The organism is Dactylosporangium sp. CA-152071, assembly GCF_050936335.1.
Classification (GTDB): Bacteria; Actinomycetota; Actinomycetes; order Mycobacteriales; family Micromonosporaceae; genus Dactylosporangium; species Dactylosporangium maewongense.
The window spans coordinates 1,858,253-1,882,170 of the sequence record NZ_JBNJMZ010000001.1 but is presented as its reverse complement, the minus strand read 5'-3'; the positions used below and the strand labels follow the sequence as shown (position 1 = coordinate 1,882,170).

The following is a 23,918-nucleotide window of genomic DNA, read 5'->3' as shown; positions in this document are numbered from 1 at the left end:
TGCGGGCCCGGTCCTTCCCACCCGTTCGCCGGTCGACCGGCAGATGCAAAGGCGGTTTCCATGCCCCTCCTCATAGTCGTCGTGGCGCTCGTCGGTGCCCTGTGCGTGCTGAACCTGTTGCTGTGCCTCGGGATGATCCGCCGGCTGCGCGAGCAGACGCAGCTGATCGACGCGGTGTACGAGTTCGTCGGCGGCGCACCCGCCGCGGGCCCGGCCGGGTCCGACCCGGTGGCCGGTGACACCGTCGCCGACTTCCACGCCACCACCACCGACGGTGCGCCGGTCGGCCGGGACGACCTGGCGCCGGCGACCGTCGTGGCGTTCCTCGCCGCGGACTGCAAGGGCTGTCAGGCGCAGCTGCCCGACTTCCTCGCCTGGGCCCGCGGCCAGGACCGCCAGCGGGTCCTGGCCGTCGTGAACGCCCACGACAGCGACCCGGACGCCCTCATCGCGCAGCTCACGCCGGTGGCGCGGGTGGTCCTGGAAGGCGCGAGGCCGCCGGTCGCGCGCGCGTTCGGGGTGACCTCGTACCCCCGGTTCTGCGTGCTCGGCGCCGACGCGACGCTGTCCGCGGTCGTCGCGGCGGTGTCCCGGCTCCCGGTCGGCACCGCGGCGTGACCGCTGCAGCAGCCGACCCACGGCCCGGCCGGCGTGCCCTTGCCGGCGCCGCCGGCCGGGCCGCCGGCATGGTCTGGCGCGCGGCCCGCGGCCACGTCCTCGGGTACGTCGCCGCGACCGTGGTCACCGCGGCGGCCCCGGTCGCGATGGCCTGGCTCACCCGGGAGGTGCTGGACCGGGTCGCCGGGCCGGGCCGGGCCGGCGCGGTCGCCGGGCTGCTCAGCCTGGCGCTGGCCCTGGCCGCCGCCGGTGCCGCCCTCGCCGTCGCCGTGCAGGCCGCGGAGTACCTCCGCAGCGAGGTGGACCGGCGGGCCGCGCTGCGCGGCAAGGACGAGCTCTTCGCCGCGGTGTCGAGCCTTCCCGGGCTGGCCCGCTTCGAGAGCCCGGCGTTCCTCGACCGGCTGCGGCTGGGCGTGCTCAGCGCGGCCAACCCCGGGCGGCTCGTGGACACCGCGCTGGCGGGAGTCCGCAGCGGGCTGACGGTCGCCGGGTTCGTCGGCTCGCTGGCCCTGATCAGCCCGGCGTTCACCGGCGTCGTCCTCGCCTCGGCCGTGCCGGCGCTGCTCATCGAGCTGCGCCTGTCGCGCCAGCGGACCGGCATGCTGTGGCGGATCGGGCCCGTGGAGCGGCGCGGCCTGTTCTATTCCAACCTGCTGTCCACCGTGGACGCCGCCAAGGAGATCCGGCTCTTCGACCTCGGCGGCTTCCTGCGCGGCCGGATGCTCGACGAGCAGCGCACCGCCGACGCGGCCCGGCGCCGCATGGACCGCCGCGAGCTGCTGGTCCAGGGCGGGCTGGCGGGCAGCTCGGCCGTGGTGGCCGGGGCCGGCCTGGTGTGGGCGATCCTCGCCGCCGGCGACGGCCGGCTCGGCGTGGGTGACGTGTCGATGTTCGTGGCCGCGATGGCCGGCGTACAGGCGTCCCTGGGCACGGTCGTCTCGGCCGGGGTGATGGCCTACGAGCACCTGTTGACGTTCCATCACTACGTCGCGGTGGTCACCGCCGAGCCCGACCTGCCGGTGCCGGCGTCACCCCGGCCGCTGCCGCCGCTGCGCCGGGGGATCGAGCTGCGCGACGTGTGGTTCCGTTACAGCCCCGACCACCCGTGGGTGCTGCGCGGGCTGAACCTGACCATCCCGTGCGGGCAGACGGTCGCCCTGGTCGGGCGCAACGGCGGCGGCAAGAGCACCCTGGTGAAGCTGCTGTGCCGGTTCTACGACCCGACCCGCGGTGAGATCCGCTGGGACGGCGTGGACATCCGGGACGTGCCGCCGGCGCAGCTGCGGGCCAGGATCGGCGCGGTCTTCCAGGACTTCGTGTCCTACGAGCTGACCGCTACCGAGAACATCGCGGTCGGCGACCTGTCCGCCGCCGCCGACCCGCGGCGCGTCGCCGACGCGGCCCGGGAGGCCGGGGTGCACGACGCCCTGTCCGCGCTGCCCCGCGGGTACCGGACGATGCTGAGCCGCGCCTTCGACGCCGACCCGGAGGGCGCCGGGTCCGCCACCGGCGTGCTGCTGTCCGGCGGCCAGTGGCAGCGGGTGGCGCTGGCCCGGGCGTTCCTGCGCCGCGACCGGGACCTGCTGATCCTGGACGAGCCGAGCGCCGGCCTGGATCCCGAGGCGGAGCACCAGGTGCACACCCACCTGCGCACCCTGCGGGCCGGCCGGACCAGCCTGGTCGTGTCGCACCGGCTCGGCGCGGTCCGCGACGCCGACCGGATCGTGGTCCTGGCCGACGGCGTCGTGGCCGAGGAGGGCACCCACGCCGAACTGGTCGCCGCGGACGGTGGCTACGCGCGGCTCTTCGCCCGCCAGGCGGCCGGCTACCGCGACGCCGTGCCCGCTGAGCCCGCTGAGCCCGCTGAGCCCGCTGAGCCGTTCAAGGTGCACGGATGATGTGGCTCCCGCTCGCCACGGTGGTGCTGGCCGCCCTCGGCGCCGTGTGGTGGCTGCGCCGGCGCTACCTGACGGTCACCGTCGACGGCCCCAGCATGCTGCCCACGTACCGCCCGGGCGAACGCCTCCTGGTCCGCCGGATCCCACCGGCAGCGCTGCGCACCGGCCAGGTGGTGGTCTTCACGGCCTCGCCCCCACCCCCACCGGCACCCCAGCGACCCGCGCGGATCGTCAAGCGTGTGGCCGCCGCCCCCGGCGACCCCATCCCGCGCGACACCGTGCCCGCCCTGCGCACCGTCCCGGGCAATCACGTCCCTCCCGACCGCGTGGTCCTGCTGGGCGACAACCCCGTCGTGTCCCACGACTCCCGCCGCTCCGGCTACTTCACCACCGACCGCCTCCTCGGCGTCGTCATCCGCCGACTGGGCGCACCGTAGGACGGAATTGATTGGACGGCACCGATCGTGCGGGCCGATACTGTGCGGCTGGTCTCCGGTTGACCGGCGTCCGGGGGCGGTCGCCCACCGGGCCGTCGCGACGACGGGCTGGGTGGTCATCGTGGAGCAGCGTTCGGAAGAAGCCGTCCTGCGTCGCCTGTACGCCGGGATTCGTGAGCGGCGGTCGCCGCAGGACGTGGCGGTGGACATCGTGGAACTCGGCGCGCAGCGGTGGCTGAGTGCGGTGGGCTGCCGGGACCTGTATTCGATGATGCGGTACCAGCGGGCGCGTCAGCTGGTGGTGGCGCAGGACGGGCCGGCGGTGTGGACCGGGCCGGTCGGGTCGTCGATGCCGACGACGTGGCGGCATCATCCGGGGCTGGCCAGGGCGTACGAGACGGCCAAGGTCGCGGTGGACGCCGTCGCGCTCGCCGCGGCGCGACCGGCACCGGTGGCGGCGGACCCGGCCGAGCCGGCGGCGCTGCACCTGTGGCTCGGGTCGGCCCTGACGCTGCTCGGCCTCCCCGACGAGGATCCCTGGCCGGCCCGCCGGACGGTCCCGCGCCGTCCGGTGCCGATCTCGTGGGCGGGCGGCACCTATTACCGGCTGCGCAAGCCGGCCGGGGCGCGGGGCGACCGGGGCGGGCACGCCGACGCCCGGGACCGGATGGCCGCCGCCACCCGCCGGGAACTGCTTCCCGGGGTGTCGGTGCGCACGTACCGCCGGGCGGTGCGGGCCGTGCTGCACCTGCAGCAGCGCACCGAGGTGCTGGGCGCCGAACGGGACCGCGAGGCGTCGGTGGCGTTCGGCAAGGCGCGGCTGGCGTACCTCGTCACCGAGGAGGACTTCGTCGCGTGCCCGGCCACCGCCGCGTTCACCGCGTACTACGTGGCGCGGCTGAACATGCGGACCCTGTTCACGTCGGGGCGCCAGGCCCGTCCCATGGACACCCTCGCCGAGCAGCTGCTGGCGGCCGCGCTGTCGAGCCCGGCCTGCCGGCCGTGGGTGCTGGCGTCGGTGCTGACGCGGTGGTCGGTGCTGGACCGGCTCGACGACACGCAGTGCGGCCGGCTGATGGGGCTGTACTACGAGCAGCTCGCCGCGTCGGCACGGGCACTGCGGCGCGCCTACGACGTGCGCCGCGACCCCACCCACATGATCATGCGGGCCGGCGACGACTCGTCGACGTGGAACAGCGCGTCCCGGGCGTTCAACCAGGCCCGCACCGGCTGGCTGAATCTGACGCGCGGACTCGGGTACGACGACGTCATCGAGGCGAGCTGCCCGGGCAAGGTGCCCGCGCTGGTGGCGGCCGACGTGGCGGCCTGGCACCGGTTGGAGGGCCGCGACCAGCACGCGGACGTGCAGGTGTGGGCGGACCTGCCGGTGCCGTGGGACGTCGTGCTCGGTGACGACTCCTGCGACGCCGACCTGGTGCGGCAGGCATGCCGCCGGCACGGGGTGGATCCGGAGGCCACCGGCTGGACGCAGCCGTACCGTCAGGGCATGACCGAGCTGCCGGCGCCGGCCCGGGATCTGGTGCACGGGGTGACGGTGTCGTCGCCGCTGCTGGCCGGGCTCCTGCGGGAGACCGGCGTGTTCTCCGGACAGACACAGCGGCGATAACGCCTTGCGCCGACCGGCGCGATCGACGAGGCTGACGTGGCACGGCGGTAGCTCAGAGAGCCGGAGGAGGCTCCGGCCCGGCAGAGCGGGCGGCTCACGAACCTTCCGCCCCGTCCCCGTTTCGACCACGGGTCGTCGTGCACACAGGCCAGGTGTCCGGAACCGTCCGGGCGCCTGGCCTGTGTGGTGCTGCGGGCTGAGCGCGGATCGGGGCTCAGCACAGTCCAGAGGGCGGTGAACCGGCAGCCGAGGCCGTCGAGTCCACTGTGGATGGCGGCGGCGGCGGTACGTAGGCACCGACGCCGATCCGGGTGACCGCCACCGCCTCGTAGGCGGACGTCAGCGAGCTGAGGTTGGCGGCGATCGAGGCCAGCGCGGCGACGGAGTTGGCGACCTGCCGGGTGCCGTCGGTGGAGCGGCCCGCCGCCTGCGCCAGGTCGTTGATCGTCGAGGTCAGCGCGAGCGTCGTGTCGCCGGTGTCGTGGACCCGCCGGGTCATCTCGGCGGTGACGGTGCGCTGGTCGTCCACCGCGGCGGTGATGTCCGCCTGGTGGCCGGTGATCTCGTGGATGACCTTCGTGATCGAGCCGAGCGCCGTCGCGGTGGCCTCCGCGTCGGTGCGGATGGCGGCCACCTGCGCGTCGATGCTGCCGGTGGCCTCCGCGGTCTGCTGGGCGAGGCCCTTCACCTCGTCGGCGACCACCGCGAAGCCCTTGCCGCTCGCGCCGGCCCTGGCCGCCTCGATGGTGGCGTTGAGCGCGAGCAGGTTCGTCTGGGCGGCGACACCGTTGATGAACGCGACCACGCCGCTGATCTCGGCGCTGGACGTGCCCAGCCGGGTCACGCTGACCTGGGTGTCGGCGGCCGTCGTGACGCCCTGCTGCGCCACCCGCCCGGCGTTGCCGGCCCGCTCGGCGATCGCGTCGATGCTGGTCCGCACGGCGTCGGCCCCGGACAGCAGGCCGCGCATGTTGGCGGTGACGTCGTCGATGGACCGGACAGCAGCACCGCCTGCTGGGCGGTCTCCGCGGTGTGGCGGGTGACCGTCGAGGCGTTCGTGGCCAGGTCGTCGGCGGCGTCGCGCAGGTTGTGCGCCTGCTGTGCGATATCGGCGACCACCGCGCGGAGTTGAGGCCGATGGGCCGCTTCGTTCGTGGATCCGGCCGGGGTACGGCGTCACCGCCGGGCGTCCTGCCCCGGGCGCCGCTCGACGCGGTGGAGCCGGGGCAGGAGTGTGCTGCGGGAGGACGGGCCGCTCAGGTGATGGGGACGTCGCGGCGGCGGAAGCCGGCCAGGCCGGCGACGACCAGGGCGACGGTGATCGCGGTCAGGACCAGCAGCGGCGCCGCGGCGACCGGCCCGCCCGGGACGTGGGGGATGTGGGTGAAGGGGGAGACGTCCAGCAGCGCCTGGCTCAGCTGCAGCGCGGCGCCGACCTGCCCCAGGATCACGCACAGCGACAGCGCCGCCCAGCCGATCGCCGGGGCGCGGCGGGGCGCCAGGCCGAAGACCGCCACGGTGAGCGCGGCGAGGAGCCAGATCGCGGGCAGCTGGACCAGCGCCCCGGCCAGGACGCGGGGGAGCTCCCGCCCGACGGCGCCGGTGGCCGTGCCGTAGAGGAGCCCGGCGGCGAGACCGGTCACGACCATCACGAGCGTCGGGCCGAGGAACGCGAAGACGAGGTGCGACGCGGCCCACCGCAGCCGGCTCACGCCGGTGGCCAGCAGGGCCTCGCTGCGCAGCGCCGCCTCCTCGGTGCGCATCCGCAGCGCCGCGGAGATGCCGTAGGCGGCGACCGCGATCGCGCCGAGGCCGAGCGAGCCGGCGATGAACACGTCGCCGGCGCCGGACGCGCCGCCGAGGCGCTCCATGATCTGCTTGAGCTGCTCGTTGTCGGCCAGCAGATCCCCCGAGGTCTTCGCGACGCCACCGAAGAGCAGCCCGCCGACGATCCCGAGGCCGATCAGCCAGCCGTACAGGGAGCCGCGGTGCAGCCGCCACGCGAGCGCCAGCGGGCTGGCGAGCCCGGGTCCGGCCGACGCCGGGCCGAGCTTCGGGGGCAGCAGCCCGGCGCCGACGTCGCGGCGGGCCGACAGGCGCAGCGCGAGCGCGGTGACGGCGAGCGCGGCGGCGGCGATGACCGCGAACACCCACCAGTGGTCGCCGGCATAGGCGCGCACGTGGTAGATCCAGCCGAGCGGCGAGACCCACGACAGCCACGACAGGCCACCGCCGGCGACGTCGCCGGCGCCCCGCACCCCGAACGCGACGCCGACAACGGCGACGCCGATGCCCCGGGCCGCGCCCGCGCCCTCGCTGAGCTGCGCGGCGGCCGCGCCGACGGCGCCGAACAGGATGCCGGCGCAGGCCCAGGCCAGTCCCATGGCGGCGGCGCCGCCGGCCTGCGTGTGCTGGCTGATCATGCCGAGCGTGACGAGCGCGCCGACGAGCACGCTCGCGCAGGAGATGGTGGCCAGCGCGGCGGCGACGGGGGCGTGCCGGCCGACGACGGTCGCGCCGAGCAGCTCGCGACGCCCGGCCTCCTCCTCGACCCGGGTGTGCCGGATGACGAACAGCACCCCGATCAGCGCCATGATCACCATGCCGGTCGCGGACCGCCAGTAGATCAGCGCCCCGAGGCTCGCGTTGTCCGGCTTCGTCCCGTAGAACAGCAGCAGCATCGGGTTGCCGGCGAGGTTGTCGATGTAGCCCTGCCGCCCGGCGTCGGTCGGGTACAGCTGCGCGGTGCCGGACGCGAGGGACAGCGGCAGCAGGCCCAGCAGCAGCATCCAGATCGGCAGCAGCACCCGGTCGCGGCGGACGATGAGGCGGGCGAGGGCGCCGGTGCCGGTGAACGCGCTCATTTCGACGGCTCCGTCTCGTAGTGGCGCAGGAAGAGCTCCTCGAGCGTCGGCGGCTGGCTGACGAGGCTGCGCACGCCGTGCGAGGTCAGCTGGCGCAGCACGGTGTCGAGCTGCGCCGAGTCGACCTGGAGCCGCACCTGGTGGTCGCGCACGTGCAGGTCGTGGACGCCGGCCAGGTCCGCGAGGCCGTTGGGCGGGGTGCTCAGCTCGGCGGAGATGGACGTGCGCGTCAGGTGCCGCAGTTGCGTCAGTGTGCCGGTCTCGACGGTGCGGCCCTGGCGGATGATGCTGACCCGGTCGCAGAGCGCCTCGACCTCCGACAGGATGTGGCTGGACAGCAGCACGGTGCGGCCGCGCTGCTCGGTCTCCTCGGCGACGACCTGCCGGAACACCTCCTCCATCAACGGGTCCAGGCCGGAGGTGGGCTCGTCGAGCAGCAGCAGCTCGACGTCGGAGGCGAGCGCGGCGATGAGGCCGACCTTCTGCCGGTTGCCCTTGGAGTAGGCGCGGCCCTTCTTGCGGGGGTCGAGGTCGAAGCGCTCGAGCAGCTCGTCGCGGCGGGTCCGGTTCACCCCGCCGCGCAGCCTGCCCAGCAGGTCGATGACCTCGCCGCCGGAGAGGTTGGGCCACAGGGTGACGTCGCCCGGCACGTACGCCAGCCGCCGGTGCAGCGAGACGGCGTCGTGCCACGGGTCGCCGCCGAGCAGCCGCACGGTGCCGCCGTCGGCGCGCTGCAGGCCGAGCAGGATTCGGATGGTGGTGGTCTTGCCTGCCCCGTTGGGACCGAGGAACCCGTGCACCTCGCCCTGCGCGACGGTCAGATCGAGGCCGTCCAGCGCGGTGGTCTGGCCGAACCGCTTGATCAGTCCGGCGACCTCAATGGAGTTTTCCATGCTTCAGACGCTACACTCATTTCACACAAGTGTGAAAGTTCGTGTTGGACAATTGACGGATGGAATCCCACATGCGAGATGAGGCGGCGTTACGGGCCTTCGTGGAGGACATGGCCAGGCTGCTCGGCGACTGGGGCTTCCCGCGCATGGCCGGCCGGGTCGTCTTCACGCTCATGGCCGCCGACGAGCGGTCGCTGACCGCCGGTGAGCTGGCCGACCGCCTGGGCGTCAGCGCCGCCGCGATCTCCGGCGCCGTGCGCTACCTGTCGCAGATCTCGATGGTGGCCCGCGAGCACGTCCCCGGCGACCGTCGCGACCGCTACCGGCTCGTCGACGATTCCTGGTATGAGGTGACGGTCGCCAAGATGACCCTGCTGAAGACCCTCGCCGACGCCGCCGACGTGGGCGCGGCCGCGGCGGGCGGACCCGGCACCACTGCCGGCGCCCGGCTCGCCGGGATGCGTGACTTCTACACCTGGGTGCAGGACCGGCTGCCGGCCCTGCTCGACCAGTGGGCCGCGGAGAAGGCGGCCAAGGCGGACTGAGTGCCCGGAGACGGACCTGCCGCCGGCCCGTTGGGGAGCCGGCGGCAGGTCGGTCGGGTGCGGGAGCTACTTCAGGGACTTCATCCAGTCCCGCAGCTGGCGGGCCTGGCGGTCGAGCTCGCCACGCGCCGCGTCGGTGCCGGCGGTGGGGGAGCCGGCCAGCGCGATGATCTTGTTGAGTGAGGTGCCCGCGGCGTTGTAGTCCAGCCGCAGGTACGCGGCCTGTGCCTCGTCGAGGAGCGCGGTGACCGCCGCGGCGGACTCCGGGTCCAGGGTGCCACCGGCGGCGCCGGCGGTGATCAGCGTGCGGGTCTGCCGGAAGGTCGAGCAGTTCGCCTCGCTCTGCCCGGCCGTCCAGTTGATGCCCGCCAGCAGGATCCTGGTGAAGTCCTCACGGTAGTACTGCGCGCGGTCGTGGCCGAGGATGAGCGAGAAGGCGCGGCCGCCGTCGTAGTTCTGGCACCACGCGATCGGGTGGTCGCCACCCATCAGCGCCATCGGGACGTTCGCGGCGTTGCCGCTGTTGAGGCTCCGGCGGTACGTCGACTCCTCGAGGCTCAGCAGCGTGTGCACCTCGGCCCGCGGGTTGTGGTCGAAGTTGTACAGCTCGTCGATGGTGAGCCAGGTCTTCGGCAGGTGCGCCGTGGCCGGGTTCGTCGGGTCCTCGGTGTTGACCTGCACGTTGATGCAGCTGCCGCAGGTGCCCTCGCCGTTCTGCCCGCCCGGGTGGTTGGTGAACCACGCCCCGACCAGGTCGCGGTACCAGGCCACGTTGTGGATCGCGTCGGACGCGCCGTGCAGCCCGACGAAGCCACCGCCGGCCTGGATGTACCCCTGGAACGCGGCCAGCTCGGCGGCGTTGAGCGCGTCGGACGCCGGCGCGCTGTTGGGGTTGGTCCCGTCCACCGGGGAGCCGAAGATGACCGTCTTGTACTTCGCCAGGTCGGCGGCGGAGGTGAACGGCGTGCTCGACAGCGACGCCGGGGCCAGCCGCGGGTCCCAGATGTCGACGTCGAAGCCGTGCTGCTGACCCCACTGCTGGACGAGCAGGGCGGTGTCGGCGATGTGGTCGTGGCGGAAGCCCTTGGTGGCCGAGAAGTACAGCACCCGGTAGGTGGCGCCGGGGAAGTTCGTCGAGGCCGCGAGCGGCGTCGCCGGCGCGATCGGGTTGGGCCCGATGGCCGGCGTGACGGTCATGCCGGTCGCCGGCTCGGCCGGGAGCTTCCCGGCGAGCTTGTCCTGCAGGTAGCGGGCGTCGCCGACGAGGGTGTCCCGGGCCGCGCCGGAGACCGATCCGTCCTGCGCGGCGGCGACGAACTGGTTGAGGGCCCGCTTCGCCTGGTTGACGTTGCCCGCCTCCGCGAGGCCCGCCGCCTCCGTCAGCTTGGCCCGCAGGCCGGCGCCGAGGTCCGCGCCGATCGCGCCGGCGGTGACGTAGCCGCCGATCAGGGTGTCGAGTTCAGCGAACGACGTGGTCACCACGAAGGTCTGCTCGAAGTGCGCCGCGTTGCCGGCGGCGTCGCTGGCGACCACGCTGATCGTGTGCGCTCCGGTAGCCAGGGTGGAGGTGGCGACGGGCAGCGGGGTCGTCTCGGTCTGGTCGATCCACATCCGGTGGATGAAGACACCGCCGGAGCCCGGCGCGGGATCGGTGCGGGTCGGGATCAGCGTGGCGGTGTGGCCGACGTGCCCGTCGACGATGCCGGGCCAGCTGACCACCGGGGCGACGGTGTCGACCCGGACCGTGATCGTGCGGACGGCCTCGGCCGACCCGTCGCCGCCGACGGCGCGGTACCCGACCGTGGTGGTGCCCTGCTGGGTGATCTGCACGGAGCCGCTCAGGCTCGCGGGGAACGGGCCGGTCGCGGACACCGCGGTCTGGAACGGTGCCGTGTTGCCGAGCCGGTACTCCAGGCGCTGGACGCCGTTGGCCGCGTCGGTCGCGGACAGGTTCAGCGTGACCGGGCCGCGGTAGTAGTTGTTGGTGCCGCTGGGGGTGGCCGGGGTGAGCGTGGCCGGCGCGCTCGTCGGCGCGGCCCATGCCGGGGTGGCGATGACGAGCGACCCGACGGACATGGACGCGACCGGCACGGCGGCGACCAGGCACCGTAACAGGTGCCGGCGGGCGTCTGGGCGGGCTCGGCCGGAGGTGGTCTGGCTGGGCATGGTCTTCCTTCCGGTTCAGGAACAGGAAAGGCAAGCGAACGGTCTCCGATGCGGCCGGAAGGGTCCCGTCCCTCCGGCCGCACCGGCCAACCACTCCGACTTCGCCGCCTCCGGCTGTGGAGCGCACCCACAGCCGGACCCTCTGGGCAGCGATGCCGGAGAGCTTCTGTATCGCCGCGTGCGTCGCCGGCACGTGTGCATGCGTCGATGGCAACGGTGGTCCCGGCGGCGCGTCCGTGAGGACGGCCGTGGGGTCAGCGTTGCTCGACGGTCACGGTGCGCAGGTCATCGCGGCGGGTGCAGGCACGGATCGAGCCGGCTGCGGTGTGCTGCGTGGTGGGTGTCAGACCTGAAGTGCAAGCGGACCACCTCCCCGGCTCGTTCACGTCGTTGAAACAGTGCTGCCCCGTGGCCGACACAGTAAGAGCCTTCCGCTCAGGATGTCCAGGGCTTCGATGTTTTATGAACCAACTTTCGTTCATCTCAGCGAAAGTGAACTTTTGTCCTCACGCCGCCATTCGCAGGTGTCGCCGGGTTTGGCGCGCCCGCGGCAGTGCAAAAAGCCTGATCGTCAGTTGCCATATGGCGATCCGCCGCATGTCACAGCCGATTCGGCGGTCCGCCGGAGCGACGTGTAACGCGAATCGCTCGCGTTCCGCTCCTTCGAATAGGGGCAATCTCAAGACCGCCATGAGTGCCTCCGGGAGGCTGGTGGCCGAAAGGAACTTTTGTAAGCACGATTAAAAGTTACGACCATCCAAACCGAACTTTTGCTTGATTAGCTCTTTCTTTTTGACGGAGTCGAGTTATACGGTGTCGCCAACAGGTTGACCGAGCCAGTCGCTCGCCCCGCTGAGCGGGATCCCGGCGAGCACTGACGCGCAGCTCGGTCACACCACTGCGGTTCGACACACACCCACACCCACACCCCGTACGCCTCCCTCCGGGCGTGCTGCACCACCACACCCGTCACCCGAACGGACGTCGTCCGCTCGCGGCGCCACCCCGCCGCGGCCTCCGACGGTCCGTTCGCCCTGCACCCTGCGGAGGAGGTCCCATGACCAGAGCTCCGGGCCGTCGCGTCACCACTGCGTACGCTGGCCTGCTCGCGCTCGTCGCATCCACGTTGGTCGGGACGGTGTCGGCGTCCGCCCCGGCGGTCGCCGCGCCTCAACCGACCAGTAATGGCATCCAGTACAAGGTCCTGGCATTCACCAAGTCGGTCGGCGCGAAACACGCGTCGACGTCGGCCGGCGTCAACGCGCTCAAGGAGCTGGGCAAGCAGCTCCGGTTCACCGTCGAAGAGACCGACGACGCCAGGAAGTTCGACGAGCCTCACCTCAAGCAGTTCCGGGTGGTCGTCTTCCTCAACACCGCCGGCGACGTGCTCGACGCGACGCAGCAGGCCGCGTTCGAGTCGTACTACCGTGACGGCGGCGGCTTCGTCGGCATCCACTCGGCGATCGAGACCGAGCCGGACTGGCAGTTCCTCACCGATGTCCTCGGCACCAGGGCGTCCGGCTCGTCGGGCGTCACGAAGGCCACCGTCAAGGTGGCGGACCGCGTGCACCCGGCGTCGGCGAACCTGCCCGAGCGCTGGGACCGCACGGATCAGTGGTACAACTTCACGTCCAACGTGCGGGGCTTCTCGCACGTGCTGGCGACCGTCGATGAGAACACCTACACCGGCGGCACGATGGGGTTCGATCACCCGATCACCTGGTGCAAGGACTACCAGGGCGGCCGCTCGTTCTACACGGGTCTGGGTGACACGCCGGCGAGCTTCGCCACGCCCGACCTGCGGGCCCACCTCGGTGGCGCGATCCAGTGGGCGGCCGGTCAGACCGACGGCGACTGCGGCGCGACCGTGCTGGCCAACTACCAGATGGACTACATCGCCGCGCCGCCGAACGTCAGCGAGCCGATCGGCTTCGACGTGCTGCCCGACGGCCGTGTCGTGCAGACCGACCGCCGTGGTGGCATCCGCCTGCACGACCCGGCGACCAACACCACCCACGTGCTGGCGCAGATCCCCGTGTACATGGCCAGCGAGGACGGCATGTACGGCCCGGCGATCGACAACGACTTCGCCAACAACCACTGGGTCTACGTGTACTACTCGCCGCTGACCCAGGAAGCGCCGTACCCGCAGACGACGCCGACGGCGAACTCGCCGACCACCGGCGCGGACCCGAGCGTCTGGGACCCGTGGAAGGGCTACTTCCAGCTGTCCCGGTTCAAGTTCGTCGACGGGCCGACCCCGACCCTCGACGTGGCGTCCGAGCAGAAGATCATGAAGGTGCCGGTCGACCGCGGGGCCTGCTGCCACGTGGCCGGTGACATCACCTTCGACAAGGACAACAACCTGTGGATGGTGACCGGCGACGACACCCCGTCGGGTGGCGGCAACTCCGGTGGCTTCGCGCCGTTCAACGACATGCTGACCACGACCGGGCAGTACAACGCCCCGTACGTCGACGCCCGTCGCTCGGCGATGAACACCAACGACCTGCGCGGCAAGGTCCTGCGCATCAAGGTCCAGGGTGACGGCTCGTACACCATCCCGGCCGGCAACCTGTTCACCGGCAACGAGGAGGGCGGCGGCAAGACCCGGCCCGAGATCTACGCCATGGGCTTCCGCAACCCGTTCCGCATCACCGTGGACAAGAACGGCGTCGCCTACGTCACCGACTACTCGCCCGACTCGTCGACGCCGCAGGTGAACCGCGGTCCGGCGGGCACCGGCCGGATGGAGATCGTGCGGAAGCCGGCAAACTACGGCTGGCCGCTGTGCTACTCGCCGTCCCTGCCGTACTACCGGTGGAACTTCAACACCTCGACGCCGCTGGACAACCCGGCGCAGGCGTTCGAGTGCAACAACCCGGAGCGCGGCCCGGCCAACACGTCCCGGTGGAACACCGGCCTGACGTACGCGCCGCCGATCGCGACGCCGGACATGTATTACTCGTTCCAGGACAACAACGCGGCCAACCCGCTCGGCACGCCCTGCCCGGCGTACTACATGCAGAGCCCGGCCGGCAAGTGCCCGCAGCTCTTCCCGGAGCTCGGCACCGGCGGCGTCGGCCCGCACGGCGCGGCCAAGTACGACTACGACGCGAACAACCCCAACCCGACGAAGTTCCCGGCCTACTACGACCAGTCGATCTTCTTCGGCGAGTTCACCCGCGACTACCTGCGGGAGATCCGCCTGGACTCGTCCGGGCAGGTCTTCAAGATCAACGATCTGCTCAGCTGTGGCGCCGGACCGACCACGCCCGCGCGGCCGTTCCTGTGCGACAACCCCATGGACATGATGTGGGGCAAGGACGGCAACTTCTACCTGCTGACCTACGGTGACGGCTTCTTCAACATCAACCCCGACGCCGCGCTGGTGAAGTTCAGCTACGTGAAGGGCACCCGGGCACCGGTCGCGAAGCTGTCGGCCAGCCCGACCGACGGCGTCGGGCCGCTGACCGTCGCGTTCTCCAGCGAGGGCTCGAACGACCCGGACCCGGCCGACTCCATCAAGTTCGCCTGGGACTTCGACGGCAACGGCACGACCGACTCCGTCGACCCCAACCCGTCGTTCACCTACACCACCAACGGGGTGTACACGGCCCGGCTGACCGTCACGGACTCCAGCGGCAAGACGGCCTCGGCGAACACGACGATCACCGTCGGCAACACCTCACCGACGGTCAAGGTCAACGTGCCGATCGAGGGCGGACTGTTCGCCTTCGGCGACTCGATCCCGTTCAACGTCACGGTCACCGACCCGCAGGACGGTGCGATCGACTGCTCCCGGGTCGAGGTGACGTTCGTGCTCGGGCACGACAGCCACGGCCACGCCGAGTCGACCGCGAACGGCTGTTCCGGGACGCTGCCCACGTTCGACGAGGACGTCTCGCACGGCGGCAACGTGTTCGGCGTGATCAGTGTCTCGTACACGGACAAGGGCGGCCCCGGTGGCATCCCGGCGCTGACCACGGTCGCGCAGACGACCATCCGGCAGAAGAAGCAGGAGCTCGAGTTCGCCGTCGACCAGTCCGGCACGAACACGGCGGCGACCACCGACACCGGCGGCGGCCTGCAACGCGGCAGCCTCGGCAGCGGTGACTGGATCGCCCTCAACGGCACGGTCGACCTGAAGAACATCAACTCGCTGACGTTCCGCACGTCGGGTGGCAGCGGCGCGGCCGGTACCGGATCCGTCGAGGTCCGCCTGGACTCGCTCACCGGACCGGTCCTGACCACGGTCACGATCGCGCCCACCGCGAACGCCAACACGTTCGCCAGCCAGACCTTCCCGATCACCGACCCGGGCGGCGCACACCGGATCTACCTGGTGTTCCGTCCCGTCACGGGCGGGCCGACGAACAACTTCTTCAACCTCAACTGGGTGGAGTTCGGCGGTCAGGGCGTGAGCGCGCCCTAGCTCCACCACCCACCGGGGCGGGGTGCGCCACCCCCCGCAGTGCGCCGCACCCCGCCCCGGTCTGAAGCACCCGCACTACCAGCAGAAGGAGCAACACATGTCCGGAAAGATCAACCGCCGCCGGTTACTGGCCGGCGCCGGCCTCACTGCGGCCGCCGCGTTCAGCCCGCTCGGCCCGGCCGCCGTCTTCTCGCCCATGGCGGCGAGCGCGGCCAACGGCCGGCTCATCCCCGACGGCAAGCTCGGCACCATCACGTACAGCCAGCGTGACGTCCCGACCCGGATCGGCATCGCGGCGAGCGCCGCGCTGGGTGTGGCGCCGACGATGGGCTACCTGGGCGGCCCCAACTTCCCGAAGGACCCGACCGACCTCGGCCCGCTGGTGCCGCTGCCGGGCGGCTGGCTGGAGCTGTTCGAGTTCCTGGCCAAGGCCGGCTTCAAGCAGATCGAGTTCGCCGGCTACGGCCAGCACGCCTCGAACCCGGGCGGCGCCGCGCCGAACCCGGCGCCGGGCGGCGTCACCACCCCGGAGGCGCGCGCGGCCTACCTCGCCTACGCCCGCACCCTGCGTGGCTTCCTCGACGCCTTCGGCCTGCAGGCGATCGGCAACCACGGGTTCGTCCCGAACACCTGGAACGGCCCGGGCAGCGCCGGCGGCGCGATGACCGCCCAGGACTACAACCGGCTGCAGGCCGAGCTGGAGTTCGCGGCGATCCTCGGCATGCCGTTCATGGGCACGGGCAGCGACCCGACGAGCGCCAACAACCGCAACATCGAGCCGTGGACCCTCGCGGGCGAGAAGTGGTCGGCGCTCAACGAGATCAGCGTGGGGCAGTGGGGCATCCACATGTACACGCACAACCACTCGCCGGCGTACAACTTCCTGCAGGACGGCCCGCTGGTCACCGTCACGCAGGACCGCATCACCGGTGCGCCGATCGCGCCCATCCAGGTCCGTGGCGAGTCGGGCAAGCGGCTCATGCAGCACTACCTCGACGTCACCAGCCCCGACCTGGTCGTCATCGAGATGGACGTCTACTGGGCCCACGTCGCTCAGCACCAGCACCGCTGGCGCTACGACTGGGAGGGCAAGCGCGTCGAGGACATCTTCGACCCGACCGCCCAGGTCGCCAAGCAGACCAAGCGGTACGCGCTGTTCCACGCCAAGGACGGCGACGCCACCGGCCAGGCCCCCGGCGTGGGCGACGGCTACTCGTGGATCCCGTTCGGCGACCCCCGCAGTGACATCAACTACAAGGGGTTCTACAGCAACATCGGCGCCAAGGGCTTCCACAACTCGAACTACGAGCAGGACAACGCCCCCGGCGGTAACGGCGACCCCGGCCAGTCGCTGAGGTTCGCCAGGATCAGCGCGGCAGGGATGGCGGCCCTGCGCGGCTGACCCGCCCGGCCCGAGGCCGTCCCCGGCGCTGCCGCCCGGGGACGGCCTTTGGTCGTCTTCCCGCAGCCCGCGTGTGACCTGCGGCAAGAACCCTGCCGCGCCGCGGGGGAGCTGCCGAAAGGTACGACGGTTCAGTCGTCCTCTCACGTTGTCGCGCACACGATGACCGCCGTCGCCGCCAACGCCTCCGCCACGACCACGGAGGCCGCCTCGGCGCAGCGCTCCGCGGGGAGCCTCGCCACCATGGCCGGCGAGCTGCGCGACATCGCCGCCTCGTTTCGCCACTGACCCCTGTGTCACGGTCGGCTTCGCCGTCCGCCGGCGCCGGATAGGCTTCAGGGCATGACGTCCGCCGCATCGAGCACCGCCCTGATCGTCGTGGACCTGATGCCGCGCGTCGTCGAGCGGGACCTGGGCCCGCACCGCGGCGCGGACGTCGTGGCCCGGTCCGCCGACCTCGCCACGGCGGCGCGCAAGGCGGGTGGCACCGTCGTCCTGGTCCGCGTCGAGCGGCCGAACGTCACGGAGCAGCCGCCGGGCAGCGGCTTCGTGCCGGAGATGGAGCCGCAGGACGGCGACGTCGTCATCGTGAAGCGCACCATCGGCGCCTTCTACGGCACCGGCCTCGCCGACCGGCTGCGCGAGCGCGGCATCGACACCGTCGTCATGGCGGGGATCGCCACCACCATGGGGGTCGAGTCGACCGCCCGGGCCGCCGCCGACCACGGCTTCGAGGTCGTCTTCGCCGCCGACGCGATGAGCGGGATGACCGCGCCGGAGCACGAGCACGCGCTCACCGTCACCCTGCCGCGGTTCGGCGAGGTCCACGACACCGCGTACCTCCTCGACCACCTGTGGCGCGGTTAAACATCGTTTTTGTCCTCAATCCAGCCATACCGACCAGGTCGCCACCCTCGCCTGACGACGACAGGTAACGAGGAAAGCCGGCCTGAGTACTGTTCCTGCATGTTGACGACGCATGACGCGTGCTGAACCGTCGGAGTGCTGATGTTTGGATCGGCCGAGCATTTTCGTGAGATGGCAGCGGAGTTCGCCGAGGAGATCGGGAGGCCGCCGACCGTCAGGGAGGTGATGGAGATCCTCGAGCTGGCCAGCATCGGCGAGGTGGACGTGTTGCGGCTGCGGTTCACCGCGAACATCAAGGCGACGGCCGGCGTGTCCCGCGTCGGGGATCTGAACGATGCCGCATTCGCGGCCGCGGCAAGTGGGCTGGAGGCGGTGATCGGCTCGGACCTGGACCCGGAGAGCCCCGGCTTCACGGGTGAGGTCGGGCGGCGGCTGACCTCCGCCTTGCGGGAATCGGGCATCGAATACGCGGATGTGGCGCCGGAGACAGAGGTCCGGGCCAAGGTTTCGGTAGCGCGCAGGCTCAAGCGCACACGGCTCGGCGACGTGGTGGCTGCGCCGATTCCGGCGGGTGGTTATCGCATCGGTGTGATCGTCGCCAAGAATGCGTTCGGTCTGGCGATCGGGTTCTTCGAAACGGTCGTTCCCGTGCCACGGGTGCCGGCGTCCACCGACAAGGTCGTGCCGTTTCCGATGTACATAGGAGACGACTCGATCGAGTCTGGGCGGTGGCCGATCATCGGCCACGACGAGCGACAGCTCGACCGATTTCCGCGCGATCCGGAGATTTACCATCGGCCTGACTGGCCGGCGAAGCCCCGCCGCGGTGAGTTCGGCGCCGCAGAGAACAGCGCGCGTGTCCTCCGCAAGATCGATGTGGAGGAGGCCCGGGCGGTCGGCCTGCTGGATGGCACCTACCATCAGTTTCTGCCCGGCCAGCGGATGCTGCGCTGGCTGGACGACCGCTACCCGCCGGGCGGTCGAGGCGATCAGAGGCCGGCTCCTTAATGCGGGTGGCTCAACCTGAGCTGGTCCTGGCCAGGTAGGCCCGGGCCAACTGGTGCCGGCAGCGCGAGGCCGTCCTAGCGCAGCCGTATCCGTCACGGACCGAGTCGCTGCTTCCGGGCTAACATTGGAGCGGTGACGCGAGGTTACGTCACGACATTCAACCAGAGATGCCCGGTTCGTTGCCGCGGTCAAGGGCCAGACGCAGCCGCCGTGTGTTGTCGCAAGGTGAGGGGCGTCGTTGATACGGGCGCGCCTGATGGCATTATTATTGCTACGTCCGAAGCCGCCACCGCTCGCGCTCGGGCTGATGGCTGCCGTGATACTCATCGCGGCGGAGACCGCCCTGTTGTTCCCCCTCAAGGCAGGTGTCGCAGAGGGCGCCAGAAGCGTGGTCTACCTCTGCGGCGTCATGGTCGTCTCAACCTTGTGGGGCGCCGGACTCGGCGTGGTGACCTCGGTGGTCAGCGCCCTCGCCTACAACTATTTCCACGTTCCGCCCTACTGGACGTTGCACCTCAACGCGCGCCGGGACATGCAGAGCATCGTGGTCTTCATCGCGGCCGGGCTGTTGACCAGCTTCCTTGCAGACCTGGCCCGGTCCCGCGCCGCCGAGGCATCGCAGCGACAGCAGGAGGCCGACCTCGCCGCTGAGCTGGCCCACCGGATGTTGCGCGCTGGCGATCTGCGCTCGGTCCTTGGTCCGGCGTCACAACGGATCGCGGAGGTGTTCGCGCTACGGTCCGCGGCCATCGAGCTCGGAGCGGTTCCCGGGGACGAGCGGCGGGCCGCGTTGCCGTTGTATGACCGCGCGACGTGTCTGGGCACCCTGCTGGTCCCGGCGGACCTCCCCGAACCGACGCTGGAGCGCCTGCGGCGACGGGTGGTGCCATCGCTGGAGTCGCTCCTGTTCGCGGAGTTCGGCCGTGAGGCGATCACCAACTCGCTGAAAGCGAGTCGTGAAGAGGCCACCAGGCTGATGGAGGAGCAGGCCGCGATGCGGCGGGTGGCCACCCTGGTCGCGCATGGAGCCGCACCGATCGAGGTCTTCGGTGCGGTGACGAGGGAGCTGTGCCGGATCTGCGGCCCCCAGAACACCGGTCTCGTCCGCTACGAGCCGGACGGCACGGGCACCCTCGTCTCGGGCCGCAACGAGGCCGACATCGCCCAGATGCCGGCCGGAACGTCCATCCTGCTTGAGGGAGACTGCGTGTCCGGGATCGTCAAGCGCACCGGTCGCTCGGCCCGGGTGAGCTATGACAAGGCCGTAGGTCCCACCGCAGCGACCTTGCGTGAGCTCGGCATCCGTTCGGGGGTCGGCGTTCCGGTCGTGGTCGGAGGTCGTCTCTGGGGCGCGGCCCTCGCCTCGACCACGTCGCCCACGCCGATACCGGCTGCCGCCGAGGCACGCCTGGTCGACTTCACCGAGCTGGTCGCGACTGCGATCGCCAACGCCGACAGCCGTACACAGCTCACCGCCTCCCGTGCCCGCGTCGTCGCCGCCGCGGACGACGCTCGCCGCCGACTCGAGCGTGACCTGCACGACGGCGCACAGCAACGTCTCATCTCGCTCGGCCTCCGACTGCGCTCTGTGGAAGCCGCAATGCCGCCCGGCTTGGACACGATCAGGGAGGAAGTGGCACTCGCCGCGAATGGCCTGACCGGTGTCTGCGAGGACCTGCGGGAGATCTCCCGGGGCATCCATCCGGCGATCCTGTCCGAGGGTGGGCTGGGCCCGGCGCTCAAGACGCTTGCCCGCCGCAGCGCGATTCCGGTGGAGCTCACGCTGGGCATCGACCGGCGGTTGCCCGAACGGGCCGAGGTCACTGCGTACTTCATCGTGTCCGAAGCGCTCGCGAACGCCGCCAAACACGCCCAGGCGACCGTGGTCTGTGTCGACGCCGAAGCCTGTGACGGACTCCTTGAGCTCTCGATCCGGGACAACGGCATCGGGGGAGTCGACACCGGCAACGGGTCCGGACTGATCGGCCTGCAGGACCGCACCGAGGCACTCGGCGGCCAGATGGAGGTCGTAAGCCCGGTCGGCAGCGGCACAGCACTACTGTTCAGCATTCCGATCGACGGCATCTGAGCGACAACGGAGGTCTGCCGCACACGCGGGCCAAGGGGGTGAGCGTGAAGCTGGTGCAGGAGTCCGACTACCGGTTCCGTATCGACCGGGACGGCGAGATGCGGGTGCCCGGCGTGGTGTTCGCCTCGCGGGCGCTGCTGCCCGACCCCGCTGGGGACAAGTCCCTGGAGCAGGTGGCCAACGTCGCGACACTGCCCGGGGTGGTGGGCGCGTCGTATGCCATGCCCGACGTGCATTGGGGGTACGGGTTCCCGATCGGCGGGGTCGCCGCCACTGACGTCGCCACCGGCGGGGTGGTCTCCCCCGGCGGTGTCGGGTTCGACATCTCCTGCGGCGTGCGGCTGCTCGCCGCCGACCTCGACCGCCAGGATCTCGCGGAGCCGGTGCTGCGGGCGCTGATGGACGGCCTCGGCGCGGCGACTCCCCGCGGCATGAACCGCGGCGCCGTGTGGGCGCTGCGCGATGCCCGGCAGCTGCGGGAGGTGCTGGCCGGCGGCGCCCGGTACGCGGTGCAGCAGGGCCACGGGGTGCAGCGCGACCTCGACCGCTGCGAGGACGGCGGCGTGGTGGCCGCCGCCGACCCCGGGCAGGCCAGCGAGCGGGCGGTGCAGCGCGGACTGGGCCAGGTGGGCAGCCTCGGGTCGGGAAACCACTTCCTGGAGGTCCAGGTCGTCGACCGGGTCTACGACGAGCCGGCGGCCGAGGCGTTCGGGCTGCGGGCCGGCCAGGTGTGCGTCATGATCCACTGCGGGTCCCGCGGGCTCGGACACCAGATCTGCACCGACCACGTGCGCGTCATAGAACGCGCCATGCACAGGTTCGGTATCACCGTCCCGGACCGGCAGCTGGCGTGCGCGCCGGTCTCGTCGCCGGAGGGCCAGGCGTATCTCGGGGCGATGGCCGCGGCGGCCAACTACGCCCGCGCCAACCGGCAGCTGCTCGCCGTGGCGGCCCGACGCGTGTTCGGCAGGGTCGCCGGTCGGGAGCTGGCGTTGGTGTACGACATCTCGCACAACCTCGCCAAGATCGAGACACACGAGGTGGCCGGGCTGCCGCGGCGGCTGTGCGTGCACCGGAAGGGTGCCACCCGGGCGCTGCCACCTGGCCATCCGGACCTGCCGGCCGACCTGCGCGGCGCCGGGCAACCGGTGCTCATCCCCGGCACCATGGGCACCGCGTCCTATGTGCTCACCGGCCGGCCGGGTGCGCCGGCGTTCGCCTCGACCTGCCACGGCGCCGGCCGTGCGCTCAGCCGCCATCGGGCAGCCAAGACGGTGCACGGCAAGGAGCTGCGCGAGCGGCTGGAGGCCGACGGCATCATGGTGCGCGGGGCGTCGTGGCGCGGCCTGGCCGAGGAGACACCGGAGGCGTACAAGGACATCGACACCGTCGTGGACGCCGCGCAGGGCGCCGGGCTGTGCGTGCGGGTCGCGCGGCTGGTGCCGATCGGCGTGGTCAAGGGGTGAGACGACCGGCTGGTCGGTGTGTGCCAGGACCTGCTACGGCAGCTGGCGGGCGGCAACATCGCTGTGCGCGGCGACTTCTCCTGCGGTCCGGCCGAAGAGGCGCCGAGGCTGACCTGCTTCGTTGCGCTCACACGTCGATGGTCACCGAGCACGACCAGCCGGCCCCTTCGCAGCCGAACCACAATTCGTGCAGCGAGACCCCCTTCGGTACCGCGCCCACCAACTCCACCCGGTCGGCGTCGACCATCGACAACCGCACGTCCAGACTGCCGTCACCGGCCTCCACCTGCGCCGCGACCGGAAGCCGGCCAGCGGTGTCGATCAGATAGATCACCTCGTCGAGCACCGCGACCAGCAGGTCGGCGTCTGGGCCGGGTCCGGCCCGGAACCGAACGGTCGCGGTCGGCGCAACGCCGGACACCTCGGCGAAGTTGCCCACCGTTGCCGCGACCGCCTCCACCACACAGCGTTCCCGCGACGGCGCCCACGCCTCGATCCGCACGTCCGCGGTGTGCGGAACGCTCCGATGCCCCGCTGCCGGCCGTTCAGCCATCACAGCCTCCAACCCGCCACCCGCCGTGCCGGGCAGATCGACCACGCACCAGTGCGCTTCATGGTCGCAGCCAGCCGGCTCATCGCCGTCCTCACAGCTCGGCGTCGTTCAAGGCCAGCCGTCGCGCCCGCAGTGACGGTGACCAGCTGACGCACCCGGCTACCCAGGCAATCGTACGATCCGTCGGCGGTCAGGGCACGTTCGGCAGCGGCCACAGCTGCCCGGTCGCGCTGTCGATGAGCGCAGCGCGGGTGATCCGGGCGGTGAGAGGGAGGATGCCGTAGACGGTGGTGGCGACGATGGGCAACCGCTCGGACCGGGCGCGCGGGGCGATCGAGCAGTGTGGCAGCCACGCGTCGATCTCATAGTGTGCGTGTACCAGCGCACCCGTGGCGCGGATCGCCTCGACGACGCCCTGTTGTCGCGCGATGAGGTCCGCCGGCACGGCGGGAACGAGGCAGATCCGGCCCCGCCGGAAGGCGCCCAGCGCGTCAAAGGTGACCTCGAAGCCGCCTCGGTCCGGGAGCCCCGCCACGGTGTCGCGGACGGCGTCGAGATCCCACCGCAGCAGCACGACGTACGACAGATGGGGATGATGCATCCCGTGGGTGTGCGAGCGCAGTGTCGCGACGCCCTGCTCCTCGAGCCTGTCCCACAGCTTCGTCAGGGCACGCTCGGCGCGACCGTCGAAGAGCAAGCAGACAGCCAAGGCCACCGCTCGACGGTAGCTCCCTCTTCTCCGCCACGAGGACGTGTCGGGCCGCACCGGACCGCTGCCCATCGGGTTGGCACTACAATAATTCCTTATTGTTGATGTTTCGATGAAACTCTGCGTCGATGAGGGGCAACCTTTGCGGGATAATTCGAACTGACCAGGAGATTTGCCCGATGCCGCGACACCACCGGCATTGGGCGTAAATCGTATTCCGGGCCGCAGAGCGGTACGGGAACGGACAATTTTCGGTCGCTATTCGTGAGTGCTGCCGCACGGTCCGAATTTGGAACGCTTTACCGAGAAATTGTGCGGTTCAATCGCCCGGCGGCTCGGGG

General features: G+C 71.4%; 18 protein-coding genes. 12 read left to right on the top strand and 6 right to left on the bottom strand.

The window, feature by feature from the left end; translation table 11 throughout:
* The first annotated feature begins 60 nt into the window (after positions 1-60).
* From ACQEVZ_RS08000 to ACQEVZ_RS07985, 4 genes are all read left to right on the top strand, one after another.
* A complete protein-coding gene (locus tag ACQEVZ_RS08000) occupies positions 61-618 on the top strand; it encodes a hypothetical protein (RefSeq protein WP_344515988.1) in 558 nt (185 codons plus the stop codon).
* The gene (locus ACQEVZ_RS07995) at positions 615-2,516 is read left to right on the top strand and encodes an ABC transporter ATP-binding protein (RefSeq protein WP_433363364.1); all 1,902 of its coding nucleotides are present in this window, start codon (positions 615-617) and stop codon (positions 2,514-2,516) included. Before ACQEVZ_RS08000 ends, ACQEVZ_RS07995 begins: the two co-directional genes overlap by 4 nt.
* A complete protein-coding gene (locus ACQEVZ_RS07990; protein WP_433363361.1) occupies positions 2,513-2,953 on the top strand; it encodes a S26 family signal peptidase in 441 nt (146 codons plus the stop codon). The genes ACQEVZ_RS07995 and ACQEVZ_RS07990 overlap by 4 nt, the downstream gene beginning before the upstream one ends.
* A 121-nt stretch (positions 2,954-3,074) precedes the next feature.
* Positions 3,075-4,580: a hypothetical protein gene (locus ACQEVZ_RS07985; RefSeq protein WP_433363358.1), complete on the top strand. Its 1,506-nt coding sequence runs from the start codon at positions 3,075-3,077 to the stop codon at positions 4,578-4,580.
* A 214-nt stretch (positions 4,581-4,794) separates the two neighbouring features.
* Here ACQEVZ_RS07985 and ACQEVZ_RS07980 read toward each other — a convergent pair whose 3' ends face one another.
* The 3 genes from ACQEVZ_RS07980 to ACQEVZ_RS07970 form a co-directional block, all read right to left on the bottom strand.
* Positions 4,795-5,550 (bottom strand): methyl-accepting chemotaxis protein, encoded by a 756-nt coding sequence (locus ACQEVZ_RS07980; protein ID WP_433363355.1) that lies wholly within the window; start codon positions 5,548-5,550, stop codon positions 4,795-4,797.
* A 286-nt stretch (positions 5,551-5,836) separates the two neighbouring features.
* Positions 5,837-7,444 carry an ABC transporter permease gene (locus tag ACQEVZ_RS07975; RefSeq protein ID WP_433363353.1) on the bottom strand — a complete coding sequence of 536 codons (1,608 nt, stop codon included), beginning with the start codon at positions 7,442-7,444 and terminating at the stop codon, positions 5,837-5,839.
* Entirely contained in the window at positions 7,441-8,337 is an 897-nt protein-coding gene (locus tag ACQEVZ_RS07970; protein WP_433363350.1) for an ABC transporter ATP-binding protein, read from the bottom strand. The genes ACQEVZ_RS07975 and ACQEVZ_RS07970 overlap by 4 nt, the downstream gene beginning before the upstream one ends.
* 71 nt (positions 8,338-8,408) lie before the next feature.
* Between ACQEVZ_RS07970 and ACQEVZ_RS07965 the strand changes: the two genes are divergently transcribed.
* Positions 8,409-8,882, top strand: a complete 474-nt coding sequence (locus ACQEVZ_RS07965; RefSeq protein ID WP_360566752.1) for a GbsR/MarR family transcriptional regulator — start codon at positions 8,409-8,411, stop codon at positions 8,880-8,882.
* A 66-nt stretch (positions 8,883-8,948) separates the two neighbouring features.
* Here ACQEVZ_RS07965 and ACQEVZ_RS07960 read toward each other — a convergent pair whose 3' ends face one another.
* The gene (locus tag ACQEVZ_RS07960) at positions 8,949-11,048 is read right to left on the bottom strand and encodes a ThuA domain-containing protein (RefSeq protein ID WP_433363346.1); all 2,100 of its coding nucleotides are present in this window, start codon (positions 11,046-11,048) and stop codon (positions 8,949-8,951) included.
* Positions 11,049-12,105: 1,057 nt separating this feature from the next.
* Between ACQEVZ_RS07960 and ACQEVZ_RS07955 the strand changes: the two genes are divergently transcribed.
* From ACQEVZ_RS07955 to ACQEVZ_RS07925, 7 genes are all read left to right on the top strand, one after another.
* Entirely contained in the window at positions 12,106-15,483 is a 3,378-nt protein-coding gene (locus tag ACQEVZ_RS07955; RefSeq protein ID WP_433363343.1) for a ThuA domain-containing protein, read from the top strand.
* A 97-nt stretch (positions 15,484-15,580) separates the two neighbouring features.
* The gene (locus ACQEVZ_RS07950; RefSeq protein ID WP_433363340.1) at positions 15,581-16,885 is read left to right on the top strand and encodes a hypothetical protein; all 1,305 of its coding nucleotides are present in this window, start codon (positions 15,581-15,583) and stop codon (positions 16,883-16,885) included.
* 162 nt (positions 16,886-17,047) lie between these two features.
* Positions 17,048-17,173, top strand: coding sequence for a hypothetical protein (locus ACQEVZ_RS07945; RefSeq protein WP_433363337.1), 126 nt, complete (start codon positions 17,048-17,050; stop codon positions 17,171-17,173).
* A gap of 54 nt (positions 17,174-17,227) precedes the next feature.
* Complete coding sequence (locus ACQEVZ_RS07940; RefSeq protein WP_433363334.1) at positions 17,228-17,752, top strand: isochorismatase family protein; 525 nt, start codon at positions 17,228-17,230, stop codon at positions 17,750-17,752.
* 171 nt (positions 17,753-17,923) lie between these two features.
* Complete coding sequence (locus ACQEVZ_RS07935) at positions 17,924-18,760, top strand: Imm26 family immunity protein (RefSeq protein WP_433363331.1); 837 nt, start codon at positions 17,924-17,926, stop codon at positions 18,758-18,760.
* A gap of 256 nt (positions 18,761-19,016) precedes the next feature.
* Positions 19,017-20,849: a DUF4118 domain-containing protein gene (locus tag ACQEVZ_RS07930; RefSeq protein ID WP_433363328.1), complete on the top strand. Its 1,833-nt coding sequence runs from the start codon at positions 19,017-19,019 to the stop codon at positions 20,847-20,849.
* A gap of 44 nt (positions 20,850-20,893) precedes the next feature.
* The gene (locus ACQEVZ_RS07925; protein WP_433363325.1) at positions 20,894-22,315 is read left to right on the top strand and encodes an RtcB family protein; all 1,422 of its coding nucleotides are present in this window, start codon (positions 20,894-20,896) and stop codon (positions 22,313-22,315) included.
* Between the two features lie 127 nt (positions 22,316-22,442).
* Here the strand turns inward: ACQEVZ_RS07925 and ACQEVZ_RS07920 are convergent, their stop codons facing one another.
* Both ACQEVZ_RS07920 and ACQEVZ_RS07915 read right to left on the bottom strand, forming a co-directional pair.
* The gene (locus tag ACQEVZ_RS07920) at positions 22,443-22,868 is read right to left on the bottom strand and encodes an archease (protein WP_433376673.1); all 426 of its coding nucleotides are present in this window, start codon (positions 22,866-22,868) and stop codon (positions 22,443-22,445) included.
* Between the two features lie 190 nt (positions 22,869-23,058).
* Positions 23,059-23,583 (bottom strand): 2'-5' RNA ligase family protein, encoded by a 525-nt coding sequence (locus ACQEVZ_RS07915; protein WP_433363322.1) that lies wholly within the window; start codon positions 23,581-23,583, stop codon positions 23,059-23,061.
* Positions 23,584-23,918 lie beyond the last annotated feature (335 nt).

Excerpts from the sequence above, each read along its gene's own strand:
- ACQEVZ_RS08000 (WP_344515988.1), top strand. The coding sequence starts at position 61 with ATGCCCCTCCTCATAGTCGTCGTGGCGCTCGTCGGTGCCCTGTGCGTG.
- ACQEVZ_RS07990 (WP_433363361.1), top strand. The coding sequence starts at position 2,513 with ATGATGTGGCTCCCGCTCGCCACGGTGGTGCTGGCCGCCCTCGGCGCC.
- ACQEVZ_RS07980 (WP_433363355.1), bottom strand. The coding sequence starts at position 5,550 with ATGCGCGGCCTGCTGTCCGGGGCCGACGCCGTGCGGACCAGCATCGAC.
- ACQEVZ_RS07975 (WP_433363353.1), bottom strand. The coding sequence starts at position 7,444 with ATGAGCGCGTTCACCGGCACCGGCGCCCTCGCCCGCCTCATCGTCCGC.
- ACQEVZ_RS07970 (WP_433363350.1), bottom strand. The coding sequence starts at position 8,337 with ATGGAAAACTCCATTGAGGTCGCCGGACTGATCAAGCGGTTCGGCCAG.
- ACQEVZ_RS07965 (WP_360566752.1), top strand. The coding sequence starts at position 8,409 with ATGCGAGATGAGGCGGCGTTACGGGCCTTCGTGGAGGACATGGCCAGG.
- ACQEVZ_RS07960 (WP_433363346.1), bottom strand. The coding sequence starts at position 11,048 with ATGCCCAGCCAGACCACCTCCGGCCGAGCCCGCCCAGACGCCCGCCGG.
- ACQEVZ_RS07955 (WP_433363343.1), top strand. The coding sequence starts at position 12,106 with ATGACCAGAGCTCCGGGCCGTCGCGTCACCACTGCGTACGCTGGCCTG.
- ACQEVZ_RS07950 (WP_433363340.1), top strand. The coding sequence starts at position 15,581 with ATGTCCGGAAAGATCAACCGCCGCCGGTTACTGGCCGGCGCCGGCCTC.
- ACQEVZ_RS07945 (WP_433363337.1), top strand. The coding sequence starts at position 17,048 with ATGACCGCCGTCGCCGCCAACGCCTCCGCCACGACCACGGAGGCCGCC.
- ACQEVZ_RS07940 (WP_433363334.1), top strand. The coding sequence starts at position 17,228 with ATGACGTCCGCCGCATCGAGCACCGCCCTGATCGTCGTGGACCTGATG.
- ACQEVZ_RS07935 (WP_433363331.1), top strand. The coding sequence starts at position 17,924 with ATGGCAGCGGAGTTCGCCGAGGAGATCGGGAGGCCGCCGACCGTCAGG.
- ACQEVZ_RS07930 (WP_433363328.1), top strand. The coding sequence starts at position 19,017 with ATGGCATTATTATTGCTACGTCCGAAGCCGCCACCGCTCGCGCTCGGG.
- ACQEVZ_RS07920 (WP_433376673.1), bottom strand. The coding sequence starts at position 22,868 with ATGGCTGAACGGCCGGCAGCGGGGCATCGGAGCGTTCCGCACACCGCG.